The sequence below is a fragment of the Staphylococcus schweitzeri genome, assembly GCF_002902405.1.
GTDB classification, from domain to species: domain Bacteria; phylum Bacillota; class Bacilli; order Staphylococcales; family Staphylococcaceae; genus Staphylococcus; species Staphylococcus schweitzeri.
In genome coordinates, this window is sequence record NZ_PPQS01000012.1 from 88,664 (window position 1) to 102,779 (window position 14,116).

The window sequence follows — 14,116 nt, forward strand, 5'->3', positions numbered from 1 at the left end:
GGGATCTTATATGAAACCATTATTATCATTTAAATCAGTTAGTAAAAGCTATGATGATCTTAATATCTTAGACGAGATAGATATTGATATTGAATCGGGATACTTTTATACATTATTAGGTCCTTCAGGTTGTGGAAAAACAACAATTTTAAAATTAATAGCAGGGTTTGAGTATCCGGATAGTGGTGAAGTAATTTATCAAAACAAACCAATAGGAAACTTACCGCCAAACAAACGAAAAGTGAATACGGTCTTCCAAGATTATGCATTGTTTCCCCATTTAAATGTTTATGATAATATTGCTTTCGGTTTGAAATTAAAAAAGTTATCCAAAGTACAAATCGATGAAAAAGTAAAAGAAGCATTAAAGTTAGTTAAACTATCAGGTTATGAGAAACGAAACATTAATGAAATGAGTGGTGGACAAAAGCAACGTGTTGCGATTGCACGTGCTATTGTAAATGAACCAGAAATTTTATTATTAGACGAATCCTTATCGGCCTTAGATTTAAAATTACGTACTGAAATGCAATATGAATTAAGAGAATTACAATCACGTCTAGGGATTACCTTTATATTCGTTACACATGATCAAGAAGAAGCTTTGGCACTAAGTGATTATCTATTTGTGTTGAAAGATGGGAAGATTCAACAATTTGGTACACCTACAGATATTTACGATGAGCCTGTCAATCGATTTGTAGCTGATTTCATTGGAGAGTCCAACATAGTTGAAGGGCGCATGGTTAGAGATTATGTTGTGAATATTTATGGTCAAGATTTTGAATGTGTTGATATGGGTATTCCTAGAAACAAAAAAGTAGAGGTCGTTATTCGACCTGAAGATATTTCGTTAATTAAAGCAGAAGAAGGTTTGTTTAAAGCAACGGTTGATTCTATGTTATTTAGAGGGGTTCACTATGAAATATGTTGCATAGACAATAAAGGTTATGAATGGGTAATACAAACGACTAAAAAAGCTGAAGTAGGCAGTGAAGTTGGTCTTTATTTTGATCCTGAAGCCATTCATATTATGGTACCTGGAGAAACAGAAGAAGAATTTGATAAACGTATTGAAAGTTATGAGGAAGTTGACAATGCGTAATACTAATAAATTACTTTTAATTCCATACTTATTATGGATGGTCATATTTATTATTATACCTGTAGTATTACTCGTGTATTTCTCATTTTTAGATATTAATGGAAACTTCAGCTTCACCAATTATCAACAAATTTTTACTACTAAATATTTGAAAATGTTTGCATATTCAATATTATATGCTTCTTTGATTACAATTATTACGCTAGTTATCAGTTATCCAGCAGCTTACTATATTACTCGCTCAAAATTTCAAAACATCTTGTTAATGATAATGATTATTCCGACATGGATAAATTTATTGTTGAAGACGTACGCTTTTATTGGATTATTAAGTCATGATGGTTTAATTAATCAATTTTTCCATTTATTTAATTTACCGTCGTTTAATTTATTATTTACAACAGGTGCGTTTTTAGTAGTAGCAAGTTACATTTATATACCATTTATGATTTTACCTATTTTTAATAGTATGAAGGCAATACCAAATAATTTATTACAAGCATCTAGTGATTTAGGAGCTAGTCCTTTTTATACATTTAGAAAAGTGATTATGCCATTGACTAAAGAAGGTGTAATGACTGGTATTCAAGTAACTTTTATTCCATCATTATCTCTATTTATGATTACACGCTTAATTGCAGGTAACAAAGTGATAAATATTGGTACAGCAATTGAAGAACAATTTTTAACAATTCAAAATTATGGCATGGGATCAACCATTGCAATATTCCTTATTGTATTTATGGCATTCATTTTAATCATTACAAAATCATCTAATGGGAGAGGGTGAATCACATGAAATGGTATGGAAAGTTATATATAGGGATATTATTAGCAATTTTATACATCCCTATATTCTTTTTAATGTTCTATTCATTTAATTCGGCAGGTAATATGATTCACTTTGAGCATTTTACATTAGAACATTATCAATCTTTATTTCAAAATGACCATTTAATGTCTGTCATTTTTAATACGATTGCTGTGGCACTTATTGCTGCATCTATATCTACAGTTATTGGAACTTTTGGTGCGATTGCCATTTATTATTTAAGAAATAAGAAATTTAAAGTTACTCTTTTAACACTTAATAATGTGTTAATGGTGTCATCAGATGTGGTTATAGGTGCTTCATTTTTAATTATGTTTACAACTATCGGTCATTTCACGGGTTTAGGATTAGGCTTTTGGACAGTACTTACATCGCACATTGCATTTTGTATTCCAATAGTTGTTATTATCGTATTACCACAACTTTATGAAATGAATAACAACATGTTAAACGCTGCAAGAGATTTAGGAGCAACTGAACCACAATTGTTAAGTAATGTCATCATTCCCAATATTTTACCTTCAATTATAGGCGGATTCTTTATGGCTTTAACATATTCATTAGATGACTTTACTGTAAGTTTCTTCGTAACTGGTAATGGTTTTAGTGTTCTGTCTGTTGAAGTTTATGCGATGGCACGAAAAGGAATTAGTATGGAAATAAATGCAATTTCGACATTATTATTTGCAGTCATTGTATTAGGTATTCTTGGATATTATTTAATTCAATATGTGATGAATAAGAAAAAGCTAATGAAACGAGGTGTAAAATAATGAAAAGATTTTTACAACTCATTATAGGTGCTTTAGTTGTTGGCATGATATGCCTTGCTGTAAGTCATTGGTTTAAATCAAAAGAACAAGTGCACACGAACCAAAAGATTTATGTTTACAATTGGGGCGAATATATTGATCCGGATTTAATTAAAAAGTTTGAAAAAGAAACTGGCATTCAAGTTGTTTATGAAACATTTGATTCAAATGAAGCAATGGAAGCAAAAATTCGTAATGGTGGAACACATTATGATGTTGCATTTCCTAGTGAATATACTGTACAAAAACTTAAAAGAGATAACCTATTGTTACCGATTAATCATAAAAAGGTACCTAATATTAAAAATTTAGATCCTGATTATATGAACATGTCATTCGATAAAGATAATAAGTATTCATTACCTTATTTTTTTGGAACTGTAGGAATACTTTACAATACGGAAAAGTATCCAAATGAAACATTTGATAGTTGGAAATCATTATATAATTCTAAATTTAAAAATCAAATATTATTAGTTGATGGTGCCAGAGAAATTATGGGCATGAGTTTAAATAAACTTGGGTATAATCTTAATGACCGTAATCCTTACCATCTTAAAGAAGCAGAAAGGGATCTAACAAAATTATCACCACAAGTAAGAGGTGTAGTTGGTGATGAAATTACTATGATGCTTCAGCAAAATGAAGGTAATATTGCAGTAGTTTGGAGCGGCGTGGCAGCACCTTTAGTACAAGAAGGAGATAAATACAATTACGTTATTCCAAAAGAAGGTTCTAATCTATGGTTTGATAATATGGTGATTCCTAGAACAGCTCAAAATAAAGAAGGTGCTTATAAATTTATGAATTTCTTATTGGATGCTAAAAATAACAAGCAAAATACGGAATTTGTAGGTTATGCGACTCCAAACAAAGCGGCACGAGATTTATTACCTAAAGAAATCAAAGATGATCACCGATTTTATCCAACAAAACAAGAACAAAAACGTCTTGAAGTATACAAAGATTTAGGACAAGAAGTTCTAAGTGAGTACAACGAAAACTTTTTGAATTTCAAAATGTCATTAAAATAAAAATCATAAATAGTAGTTATTTGCTTTATATTTAGTTATAATAACTGGATAAGTACTATAAGGAGTTGTAACGAATGACTGGAGAACAATTTACTCAAATTAAACGTCCAGTAAGTAGATTAACTGAAAAAGTTCTAGGTTGGCTAAGTTGGGTAATGTTATTAGTGCTTACCATTATTACTATGTTTATAGCACTTGTTTCATTTAGTAATAATACATCAATTGCTAATCTTGAAAATACATTAAACAACAATGCTTTTATTCAGCAATTATTAGCTGGTAACGGCTATAATACAACACAATTTGTAATTTGGTTACAAAATGGTATATGGGCGATTATCGTATACTTTATTGTGTGTTTGTTAATTTCATTTTTAGCACTTATTTCAATGAATATTAGAATTTTATCAGGCTTTTTATTCTTAATATCAGCTTTTGTAACGATTCCTTTAATCTTACTTATTGTTACATTAATCATACCAATTTTATTCTTTATAATTGCAATGATGATGTTTATTAGAAAAGATAAAGTTGAAATGGTTGGTCCGCAATATTATGAAGGTTATAATGAGCCATATTATGATTATCGGGAACCAGTTTATGAAAGACCTCAACCAAGGGATGAATACTTTGAAGCACCTAAACATGAAAGTGAAGCGGAGAAAGCACATACTGCATATGATCAAGAGAAAGACAAATATGATCAATTTCCAAAACGTGCAGTTGAAAGCGAATATAATACCGTGGAAACAAGCGAGGGCGAACCATCAGTATTATCTCGACAAGCTAAATACAAACAAAAAAGTACCGAAGAATTAGGTATTGAAGATGATGGGTATTATTCAGAACCGGAAGTTGATCCTAAAGATCTTAAGGCTCAACAAAAAAGAGAAAAAGCTGCAATTAAAGCTAAAAAGAAAGAAAAACGAAAAGCATATAATCAACGAATGAAAGAACACAGAAAAAACCAACCTAGTGCAGTTAGTCAACGTCGAATGAATTTTGAAGAGCGACGTCAAATTTACAACAATGATATTACCGAAGAACGCAATTCAAGTGAAGTTAAGGACAATAACAAACATGAATAAATAAATTAAGCCAGATTAGTGTAGAAGATATAGAATTACTTCATACTAATTTGGCTTTTTTTAAATCAATGCTACTTAATTTTAGTTTGTAATAACAGCTACAAAAGACGAGTATAAATAGATCTTGCATTGAAAATGAATATGCCTTAAAAGTCAAATTAAATTATTAATGCATTATCGATAAAAATTTAAAAAAGAAAGTGGAAATATGGTAATATACAAGTAAATTAAACTTCGTATATTTAAAATATAAATATACCTTAGTTCACCTAATACAAATAGAAAGGATAATAACATGAATAGAAAACCTGAATTAATTATGTCTTGGATTGCAAATAGTATTAGTATTATTTATCTTTTAATCTTAGGCCTATCATATGTTTCATTAAAAAATGGTAATGCGACACAGAGGGAAGAATTAGCAAAGCAGTTGTCTAAAAATGGGAGTGATGTGTCTTTAGATATGATTACTACATCAATAGGCGTTCTGGCTATTATTTTATTAATTTCAACGCTTTATGGTATATTTGCAACAATTTGTATAAAAGGGCGTAGAAAATTAGCGATATCACTTTTTGTCTTTGCAGTCATTATCAGTTTCATAGCATTAAATTTATTAGCGATTATTTTATGGATTGTTGTAATATTTATGTTAATTTCTAAAAAAGAACAGACTGAAAAAAACTATACGGAAAAACGCCATAAAGACGATGAATATATTTATCATTAACTAATATCGTAAATAGAAAAACCATTAAAATGTAGTTGATTAAAAAAGGCACGACATACATTTTAATGGTTTTTTATTATACTTGTAATTCTTGGAATGTTTCGATGATTAAATATACATTTAAAATACTAAGAATTATGATGAGTGTCCATGAAATAATATTCACCCAAGTTTTATTATAAAATGGACCCATTAATTTTTTATTACTAGTAGCCAATTGTAAAGGTATTAAACAAAATGGCAATGCAATACTTAAGAATACTTGTGAGAAAACTAGTAACTGTTCTATTTTTGCTGCGTTACCATTAAAGATGATTAAACATACAATAACAGGAATGACAGCAAGTGAGCGTGTAATTAAACGTCGTAACCAATTTGGTATGTGTAATTTCAAAAATCCTTCCATAACAATTTGGCCAGCTAGTGTACCAGTAATGGTTGAATTTTGCCCCGACGCTAGTAATGCAACGGCAAATAACGTACTCATAATTGCACCCATTGTCGCACCAAGTACTGGTTCGGTTTTCAACGCGTGATATAAATCATAGAAACCACCTAAATCATCTGCATTGGAATTGAAAAATAGTGATGCACCTAATATAAGTAATAAACAATTGACTACAAATGCAATTGATAATTGAATATTTGAATCAATTGTAGCAAATTTAATCGCTTGTGCCTTGTCCTCATTGTTATGTCTTGAGTATGTTCTTGATTGGACAATTGAAGAATGTAAATATAAATTATGCGGCATAATTGTTGCCCCTATAATACCTAATGCAATATAGAGAATACCATTATTAGTAATAATTTCTTTTTGTGGTATAAATCCGTTCAATACTTCATTTAATTGTGGTGAAGAAATATACACTTCAAATATGAAAATGAAAAGCACTGTAAAAATCAAAGTTCCAACAATAGCTTCAATTTTTCTGAAACCATACTTCATAATAAATAATAGTAAAAACACGTCAAGTACTGTTATTAATGCGCCAACAATTAAAGGTATATTAAATAGTAGGTTAAGTGCAATTGCACTCCCAATAACTTCTGCAATGTCAGTGGCAATGATTGCGAGTTCTGCAATAATCCAAAATATAATTGCAATAGGTCTCGATAAATAATGTCTTGTCATTTGAGCTAAGTCCATACCTGTTGCTATGCCTAATCTTACCGTCATACTCTGAAGTAACATTGCTGATAAGCTTGAAATAAGAATTACGAATAGCAAAGTATAGCCATATTGTGCGCCACCTTGCATAGATGTTATCCAGTTTCCAGGATCCATGTAACCAACTGCGACTAATAGACCAGGTCCAAGAAATGATAAGAATTTTTGTTTGTTTGAACTGCGATGATCGAATTTTATAGTATTATTAATTTCATCTAAACTTAATTGTTCTTTTGTTGATTGTTGTTTGTTATTCATTTTGACTCACCTCTACTTCTTATGGACAATATAATAACCTAATAAAATGTTTAGGTCAACCTAAAATTATTTTAATTTTTTTAAAAGTATTAACTATTATGTTGGCAGGTGAGTTTTGGAAGAAAAAAATAAGCGCGAAATCAACGATGTGATTAGGCGCTTATTGAATTTGAAATTATAACTTGATTCCAAAATAATTATGCAGTATAGAATGGTAAAAATTGATCGAATGTTTCCTCCAGAAAAGCAAGAAATGCTTTGTCGCTTTTTAATCGTTTATCTTGAGGTGTAATTGCTCGAGCAATAAAAAATTCACCTTTTTTAACATTAATGGCTCTTTGAATTGCCTCTTTTAGATCATCATCTGATAAATCTTTTATAAATGGTTTATCAGGTTTCATATGATCTAAGCAAACACGATAATCATTTGGTAATTGTTTGATAGCTTTAAACTTTCTTTCGAATACTTTTGCACGTGATGCCTTATCTTTTGCTTCATGCATAATACCAAACATTACAAATAATTGGTCTTTGAACATTCCAATTTGGAAATGTGGTAGCATTTTATAACCTCGTTTGTTTGTTGCAAATGCAACCCAAGTATCTTTAGGAGGGTTTACACTTCTTCTTGCGTGTTTTGCGACATGAGGATAAAATGTTTCTCCAGTTTGGCTTGTAAAGAAATCGCTGAAATAATCTCCTAATTGATAAAGTTGTGGTCGTATATATTCATTTAAAGCTTCCATTCTAGCATCTAAGCCATCAACATCAAATGCTTTAAAATCTTTAGGCGTAAATGTATATTTTGTCATAGGTTACCTCCTGTTACATCTTTAAAAATATTGTAGCATATGTTCTCTCGATTGCGGATAAAGACGCTCGTATTTAATTAAACATATTTATTTTAATCTTAAAAAGTTATTTTTATAAAATGATGATGTATAATAGGGTATGTTAGGAGATGATGTTATGGCACTTTACGAATTTGCCCAAGGACTTATTCAAGAGGCAGGAATCAGAATTAAGCAATTAATGGAGCAAAATTTGACGATTGAAACAAAGTCAAACCCAAATGACTTAGTTACTAATGTTGATAAGGCTACTGAAGATTACATTTTTGATACGATTTTAAAAACTTATCCAGACCATCAAGTTTTAGGTGAAGAAGGGCATGGTCATGACATCGATACATCTCAAGGTACGGTATGGGTTGTAGATCCAATCGATGGTACTTTAAATTTTGTACACCAACAAGAAAATTTCGCAATTTCAATTGGTATTTTTATTGAAGGAAAACCTTATGCTGGTTTTGTATATGATGTAATGGCGGATGTATTATACCATGCAAAAGTTGGAGAAGGCGCATTCCGACGAAATCAGCGTATGCCACTTTTAAAAGATTCAAAATTAAAGCAAAGTATTATTGGAATAAATCCAAATTGGTTAACTAAACCGGTATTAGGAGATATTTTCAAAGATATCGTTAATGACTCAAGAAGTGCAAGAGCATATGGTAGTGCTGCTCTTGAAATTGTATCTGTTGCGACAGGAAATTTAGAAGCGTATATGACACCAAGACTACAGCCATGGGACTTTGCAGGTGGGCTAGTAATATTAAATGAAGTAAATGGTAAAGCTTCAAACTTATTAGACGATTCGTTAACAATTAGTGGTCCAAATTCAATTTTAGTTGGAAATCGTGGCGTTCATAGAGAAATCGTGGAAGATTATTTAAATCCTCATCGAGAAGCGTTAATCAATTTACATCAAAAACGTTTTAATAGAAAAACTAAATAATTATAAAACAAAGAGTGACATGTCGTCCTATTAATCTTAGGAAGCATGTCACTCTGTTTAATAGTTATAAAATAAAATCACGCTCATAAGTGGTAACGGTTTATATTTATATATCTAAATATTTAAATTGCTCACACTAGACGCGTGATGCTAGCATTAAAGCTTATAACCAATCATTTTCTCGATACTTTTTTTTAGTAGTAAATCCAATACCAAAGGTTGCAACGAGTAATATAAATGTTAAAATCATCATTGGCACATTTGATGCACCAGCTGCAAAACTGAATAATACTAAGAAAATAATAGCTAATATAGAAAATACCCAAAAGATATTTTTAGATTTTTTTTGTTTCATCCTATCCCCACCTTTTGCTTATCTTTTCTCAATTATATGATATAATAAAAAAGTTGTAATTAAAAGTGGGATTTTACTTAAGAAAGAAGGAAATTAATTATATGACTAATAAAAGAGAAGATGTCCGCAATATAGCAATTATTGCTCACGTTGACCATGGTAAAACAACACTCGTAGATGAGTTGTTAAAACAATCTGGTATATTCAGAGAAAATGAACATGTTGATGAACGTGCAATGGACTCTAATGACATCGAGAGAGAACGTGGTATAACAATTCTAGCCAAAAATACGGCTGTTGATTATAAAGGTACACGTATTAATATTTTAGATACACCGGGGCACGCCGACTTTGGTGGAGAAGTAGAACGTATTATGAAAATGGTAGACGGTGTTGTTTTAGTAGTAGATGCATATGAAGGTACAATGCCTCAAACACGTTTTGTACTTAAAAAAGCATTAGAACAAAACTTGAAACCAGTTGTTGTTGTTAATAAAATAGATAAACCATCAGCTCGCCCAGAAGGCGTCGTAGATGAAGTATTAGATTTGTTTATTGAACTAGAAGCTAATGATGAACAATTAGATTTCCCTGTAGTATATGCTTCAGCTGTAAATGGAACTGCTAGTTTAGATTCTGAAAAACAAGATGATAATTTACAATCTTTATATGAAACAATTATTGATTATGTTCCAGCCCCTATTGACAATAGCGATGAACCATTACAATTCCAAGTTGCATTACTAGACTATAATGACTATGTTGGTCGTATTGGTATTGGTCGTGTATTCAGAGGTAAAATGCGCGTTGGGGATAACGTATCTTTAATTAAATTAGATGGTACAGTTAAAAACTTCCGTGTAACTAAAATGTTTGGTTACTTTGGATTAAAACGTCTTGAAATTGAAGAAGCACAGGCTGGTGACTTAATTGCTGTTTCAGGAATGGAAGATATCAACGTTGGTGAAACTGTAACACCACATGATCATCAAGAAGCATTACCAGTATTACGTATTGACGAACCAACACTTGAAATGACTTTTAAAGTAAATAATTCACCATTTGCTGGACGTGAAGGTGATTTCGTAACAGCCCGTCAAATACAAGAGCGTTTAAATCAACAATTAGAGACTGATGTATCATTGAAAGTTTCAAATACAGATTCACCTGATACATGGGTTGTTGCTGGACGTGGAGAATTACATTTATCGATTCTAATTGAAAACATGCGTCGTGAAGGATATGAATTACAAGTATCTAAACCACAAGTAATTATTAAAGAAATTGACGGAGTTATGTGTGAACCATTTGAGCGTGTTCAATGTGAAGTACCTCAAGAAAATGCTGGTGCAGTTATTGAATCATTAGGAGCACGTAAAGGTGAAATGGTCGATATGACTACAACTGATAATGGATTAACGCGTTTAATCTTCAATGTACCTGCCCGTGGTATGATTGGTTATACAACTGAGTTTATGTCTATGACAAGAGGTTATGGTATTATCAATCATACGTTTGAAGAGTTCAGACCACGTATTAAAGCTCAAATCGGTGGACGACGTAATGGTGCTTTAATTTCTATGGACCAAGGATCTGCAAGTACGTATGCAATATTAGGACTTGAAGACAGAGGGGTTAACTTCATGGAACCTGGTACAGAAGTTTATGAAGGTATGATTGTTGGTGAACATAATCGTGAAAATGACTTAACAGTTAATATCACTAAGACTAAACATCAAACAAACGTACGTTCTGCAACGAAAGACCAAACTCAAACAATGAATAGACCTCGTATTCTAACTTTAGAAGAAGCATTACAATTCATTAATGATGATGAATTGGTTGAGGTTACACCAGAAAGTATCCGTTTGAGAAAGAAAATTTTAAATAAAAACGTTCGTGAAAAAGAAGCAAAACGTATTAAACAAATGATGCAAGAAAACGAGTAATTAAAATATGTTTAAAGTAAGATAAATAAAAGAGAAGCTAAGTGATGAATTTTACTTAGCTTCTCTTTTAATATTGATTGAACAGTTCAATGTCGCTATTAATCGAGAGGATAATGTTGTGCTCTCTGCTTAGGCGTATCTAAACGACTCTTACAATCGTCACACATAAATGTACGTATTGGATTATTTTTTAGCCTTTTAGATTCGGTTGTACGTTCATCTATAAATACCTTAGCGTCACAGATAATACATTGCACTTGTCGCAAACTAAAACACCTCAATGTATGTGACATGGTTTATTTGATTTGAATAACCATTTTCTTGATTATAAATAAAGCTATCTACTCCATTATCGTCGTATAGACGTTTACCATCTTTAGCGAATTGGAAAAATAAATATGGTAATAAATCCAAAGGTATATCTAAATGATTTTGATCATTTGATAAACGAATTGTAGATGCGGAATCTATAGGTTCCGCATGTTTGAAGAAAGGTGTCATATTAATTACAAATGAACCTTCTAACATAGCACGCTTTTTATATTTAATTTCAGAATTTAACGTAGGTGGATTAGTTTGACCTTCTAAAATAGCACGATTCCATTCATGGTTATTTTCAAAGTCAATCGGCTTTGAACCATCAAAGACACCTTTTTCTAAATCTTCAATGCTGACTTTTCTATCATCGAAAATCCAAGTCGTACTATCTAATGTTATAGGAAACTTTACGGCTCCTTTAATTTGTATCATTTTCCCACTCCCTATGATTTGTATATCAACATTTTAACACAAATTGCCAAAGACACATTTTAAATCTACTTGCTTTTTAATATTTAGTAAGATAAACTTTTATTAAGACTTTAGAATTTATATAGAGGGGGAGCGTGTCATGGCGAAACAATCGACAATGAAAAATGCAGCTTTGAAACAATTGACTAAAGATGCAGATGAAATCTTACATCTGATCAAAGTCCAACTAGATAATTTAACTTTACCTTCATGCCCGTTATATGAAGAAGTACTTGATACTCAAATGTTTGGACTTCAAAAAGAAGTAGATTTTGCTGTTAAATTAGGTTTAGTTGACCGTGAAGATGGTAAACAAATTATGTTACGTCTTGAAAAAGAACTTTCTAAATTACATGAAGCATATACACTTGTTTAAGGTTAAATATATAAATATACGAATTAAGGCGTAAGACAATCGTTAATTGAATTGCGCCGATTTTAAATTTACTCTATCATTTTTTATAAGTGGCTGCTGTGTTATCTAATAGATAACATGACAGTCACTTTTATTGACTTTAGCGATTCACGATATTAATATAAAACATTCTATAAATTACCTCAAGATACCTGTTAATATTTGTGATTATGACTATGTCATGTATATAATAAGTAACACGGATTTTAAAAATTATAGTGTTTAATAAAATCATTGAAAGTATAAATTGTAGAATTGGATGACTGAATATATGAAGAATTTTAGAAGTATTTTACGGTATATTGGTAGAACGTCTAAGTTTATTGATTATCCGTTATTAGTTACATATATTGTATTAAGTTTAATAGGATTAGTGATGGTTTATAGTGCCAGTATGGTACCCGCGACGAAAGGGACATTGACTGGTGGAATTGATGTTCCGGGTACATATTTTTATAATAGACAATTAGCATACGTAATTATGAGCTTTATAATTGTATTTTTCATAGCCTTCTTAATGAATGTAAAGCTGTTAAGTAATATTAAAGTCCAAAAAGGCATGATTATAGCAATCGTTTCACTTTTATTACTAACGTTAGTTATTGGTAAAGATATTAATGGTTCTAAAAGTTGGATTAACTTAGGATTTATGAACTTACAAGCATCTGAATTATTAAAAATTGTAATTATTTTATATGTTCCATTTATGATTAGCAAAAAAATGCCAAGAGTATTAAGTCAGCCAAAAATTATTTTGAGTCCTATTGTTCTAGCACTAGGCTGTACATTTTTAGTGTTTTTACAAAAAGATGTCGGACAAACATTACTTATATTAATCATTTTATTTGCGATAATATTTTATTCAGGTATTGGTGTAAATAAAGTGTTGAAATTTGGGGTACCGGCTGTATTAGGTTTTTTAGTCGTTTTTGTCATTGCTTTAATGGCAGGTTGGTTACCAAGTTATTTAACAGCTCGATTTAGCACATTAACGGATCCATTCCAATTTGAATCAGGAACGGGTTACCATATTTCCAATTCATTACTTGCAATCGGCAATGGCGGTCTATTCGGTAAAGGACTAGGAAATAGTGCAATGAAATTAGGTTATTTACCTGAACCGCATACCGATTTTATCTTTGCAATTATTTGTGAAGAATTAGGATTAATCGGTGGGTTACTCGTTATCACGCTTGAGTTTTTCATTGTATATCGAGCTTTCCAATTTGCTAACAAAACATCATCTTATTTTTATAAATTAGTATGTGTCGGAATTGCTACTTACTTTGGAAGCCAAACGTTCGTTAACATTGGGGGGATTTCGGCAACTATACCATTAACAGGTGTACCATTACCATTTATAAGTTTTGGTGGTTCATCAATGATCAGTTTGAGTATTGCCATGGGACTCCTTTTAATTGTAGGTAAACAAATTAAAGTTGACCAACAACGTAAAAAGAAACAACAAAAAGTTGATATTAGAAGACGATTTAATTAAATAAATTGAAGCCAATATTTAGAATGCGATAATTTTTATCAAGAATGCATTCTGAATGTTGGCTTTTTTGTTTATAAAAATTACAGTAATTGTTGATTTTAAATTTTGAATGTAATAAACAGTGGATTAGTTTAATTGATAATTAGGTTAATTTCATTAAAACTATCTAGGGAATTATAACCAAAGTAATAATAAGGTGTAAGATTAAAATCAAATTTGAACAAAATTTATTTAGTTGTCCCACCCCAACTTGCACATTATTGTAAGCTGACTTTCCGCCAGC

General features: G+C 30.9%; 15 protein-coding genes. 10 read left to right on the forward strand and 5 right to left on the reverse strand.

The genetic code is table 11. The features are described 5' to 3' along the window. The first annotated feature begins 10 nt into the window (after window positions 1-10). The 6 genes from CD116_RS02830 (at window position 11) to CD116_RS02855 (ending at window position 5,601) form a co-directional block, all read left to right on the forward strand. Window positions 11-1,105: an ABC transporter ATP-binding protein gene (locus CD116_RS02830; protein WP_047424880.1), complete on the forward strand. Its 1,095-nt coding sequence runs from the start codon at window positions 11-13 to the stop codon at window positions 1,103-1,105. Continuing rightward, a complete protein-coding gene (locus CD116_RS02835; protein WP_047424881.1) occupies window positions 1,098-1,895 on the forward strand; it encodes an ABC transporter permease in 798 nt (265 codons plus the stop codon). Before CD116_RS02830 ends, CD116_RS02835 begins: the two co-directional genes overlap by 8 nt. 5 nt (window positions 1,896-1,900) lie before the next feature. Next, window positions 1,901-2,710, forward strand: a complete 810-nt coding sequence (locus tag CD116_RS02840; RefSeq protein WP_047447548.1) for an ABC transporter permease — start codon at window positions 1,901-1,903, stop codon at window positions 2,708-2,710. Further along, window positions 2,710-3,783 carry an ABC transporter substrate-binding protein gene (locus tag CD116_RS02845; protein ID WP_047424885.1) on the forward strand — a complete coding sequence of 358 codons (1,074 nt, stop codon included), beginning with the start codon at window positions 2,710-2,712 and terminating at the stop codon, window positions 3,781-3,783. Before CD116_RS02840 ends, CD116_RS02845 begins: the two co-directional genes overlap by 1 nt. Before the next feature lie 74 nt (window positions 3,784-3,857). Continuing rightward, entirely contained in the window at window positions 3,858-4,871 is a 1,014-nt protein-coding gene (gene auxB, locus CD116_RS02850) for a lipoteichoic acid stability factor AuxB (protein ID WP_047550875.1), read from the forward strand. 295 nt (window positions 4,872-5,166) lie between these two features. Beyond that, window positions 5,167-5,601 (forward strand): DUF4064 domain-containing protein, encoded by a 435-nt coding sequence (locus CD116_RS02855; RefSeq protein WP_047550879.1) that lies wholly within the window; start codon window positions 5,167-5,169, stop codon window positions 5,599-5,601. A 76-nt stretch (window positions 5,602-5,677) separates the two neighbouring features. On the opposite strand, the gene CD116_RS02860 is transcribed toward CD116_RS02855, so the two are convergent. Beyond that, entirely contained in the window at window positions 5,678-7,030 is a 1,353-nt protein-coding gene (locus CD116_RS02860; protein WP_047550882.1) for an Nramp family divalent metal transporter, read from the reverse strand. Between the two features lie 197 nt (window positions 7,031-7,227). Then, complete coding sequence (locus CD116_RS02865) at window positions 7,228-7,842, reverse strand: YktB family protein (RefSeq protein WP_047550885.1); 615 nt, start codon at window positions 7,840-7,842, stop codon at window positions 7,228-7,230. A 157-nt stretch (window positions 7,843-7,999) separates the two neighbouring features. Between CD116_RS02865 and CD116_RS02870 the strand changes: the two genes are divergently transcribed. Next, window positions 8,000-8,827: an inositol monophosphatase family protein gene (locus CD116_RS02870; RefSeq protein ID WP_047550888.1), complete on the forward strand. Its 828-nt coding sequence runs from the start codon at window positions 8,000-8,002 to the stop codon at window positions 8,825-8,827. A 163-nt stretch (window positions 8,828-8,990) separates the two neighbouring features. Here CD116_RS02870 and CD116_RS02875 read toward each other — a convergent pair whose 3' ends face one another. Next, window positions 8,991-9,182: a DUF5325 family protein gene (locus CD116_RS02875; RefSeq protein WP_047424897.1), complete on the reverse strand. Its 192-nt coding sequence runs from the start codon at window positions 9,180-9,182 to the stop codon at window positions 8,991-8,993. A gap of 101 nt (window positions 9,183-9,283) precedes the next feature. On the opposite strand from CD116_RS02875, the gene typA reads away from it, so the two are divergent. Further along, window positions 9,284-11,131 (forward strand): translational GTPase TypA, encoded by a 1,848-nt coding sequence (typA, locus tag CD116_RS02880; RefSeq protein ID WP_047424899.1) that lies wholly within the window; start codon window positions 9,284-9,286, stop codon window positions 11,129-11,131. Window positions 11,132-11,229: 98 nt separating this feature from the next. On the opposite strand, the gene CD116_RS02885 is transcribed toward typA, so the two are convergent. Both CD116_RS02885 and CD116_RS02890 read right to left on the reverse strand, forming a co-directional pair. Then, window positions 11,230-11,397 (reverse strand): YlaI family protein, encoded by a 168-nt coding sequence (locus tag CD116_RS02885; protein ID WP_001250275.1) that lies wholly within the window; start codon window positions 11,395-11,397, stop codon window positions 11,230-11,232. 1 nt (window position 11,398) lies between these two features. Continuing rightward, the gene (locus tag CD116_RS02890; protein ID WP_047424902.1) at window positions 11,399-11,881 is read right to left on the reverse strand and encodes a hypothetical protein; all 483 of its coding nucleotides are present in this window, start codon (window positions 11,879-11,881) and stop codon (window positions 11,399-11,401) included. A 139-nt stretch (window positions 11,882-12,020) separates the two neighbouring features. Between CD116_RS02890 and CD116_RS02895 the strand changes: the two genes are divergently transcribed. Together CD116_RS02895 and ftsW are read left to right on the forward strand one after the other, a co-directional pair. Beyond that, window positions 12,021-12,296: an Fpa/YlaN family protein gene (locus tag CD116_RS02895; protein WP_047424904.1), complete on the forward strand. Its 276-nt coding sequence runs from the start codon at window positions 12,021-12,023 to the stop codon at window positions 12,294-12,296. Window positions 12,297-12,606: 310 nt separating this feature from the next. Then, a complete protein-coding gene (gene ftsW / locus CD116_RS02900; protein WP_047424906.1) occupies window positions 12,607-13,833 on the forward strand; it encodes a cell division peptidoglycan polymerase FtsW in 1,227 nt (408 codons plus the stop codon). The last annotated feature ends 283 nt before the right edge of the window (window positions 13,834-14,116 follow it).

What these genes read in the sequence shown, in the direction of transcription:
- CD116_RS02830 (WP_047424880.1), top strand. Translation starts at nt 11, where the DNA reads ATGAAACCATTATTATCATTTAAATCAGTTAGTAAAAGCTATGATGAT.
- CD116_RS02835 (WP_047424881.1), top strand. Translation starts at nt 1,098, where the DNA reads ATGCGTAATACTAATAAATTACTTTTAATTCCATACTTATTATGGATG.
- CD116_RS02840 (WP_047447548.1), top strand. Translation starts at nt 1,901, where the DNA reads ATGAAATGGTATGGAAAGTTATATATAGGGATATTATTAGCAATTTTA.
- CD116_RS02845 (WP_047424885.1), top strand. Translation starts at nt 2,710, where the DNA reads ATGAAAAGATTTTTACAACTCATTATAGGTGCTTTAGTTGTTGGCATG.
- auxB (WP_047550875.1), top strand. Translation starts at nt 3,858, where the DNA reads ATGACTGGAGAACAATTTACTCAAATTAAACGTCCAGTAAGTAGATTA.
- CD116_RS02855 (WP_047550879.1), top strand. Translation starts at nt 5,167, where the DNA reads ATGAATAGAAAACCTGAATTAATTATGTCTTGGATTGCAAATAGTATT.
- CD116_RS02860 (WP_047550882.1), bottom strand. Translation starts at nt 7,030, where the DNA reads ATGAATAACAAACAACAATCAACAAAAGAACAATTAAGTTTAGATGAA.
- CD116_RS02865 (WP_047550885.1), bottom strand. Translation starts at nt 7,842, where the DNA reads ATGACAAAATATACATTTACGCCTAAAGATTTTAAAGCATTTGATGTT.
- CD116_RS02870 (WP_047550888.1), top strand. Translation starts at nt 8,000, where the DNA reads ATGGCACTTTACGAATTTGCCCAAGGACTTATTCAAGAGGCAGGAATC.
- CD116_RS02875 (WP_047424897.1), bottom strand. Translation starts at nt 9,182, where the DNA reads ATGAAACAAAAAAAATCTAAAAATATCTTTTGGGTATTTTCTATATTA.
- typA (WP_047424899.1), top strand. Translation starts at nt 9,284, where the DNA reads ATGACTAATAAAAGAGAAGATGTCCGCAATATAGCAATTATTGCTCAC.
- CD116_RS02890 (WP_047424902.1), bottom strand. Translation starts at nt 11,881, where the DNA reads ATGATACAAATTAAAGGAGCCGTAAAGTTTCCTATAACATTAGATAGT.
- CD116_RS02895 (WP_047424904.1), top strand. Translation starts at nt 12,021, where the DNA reads ATGGCGAAACAATCGACAATGAAAAATGCAGCTTTGAAACAATTGACT.
- ftsW (WP_047424906.1), top strand. Translation starts at nt 12,607, where the DNA reads ATGAAGAATTTTAGAAGTATTTTACGGTATATTGGTAGAACGTCTAAG.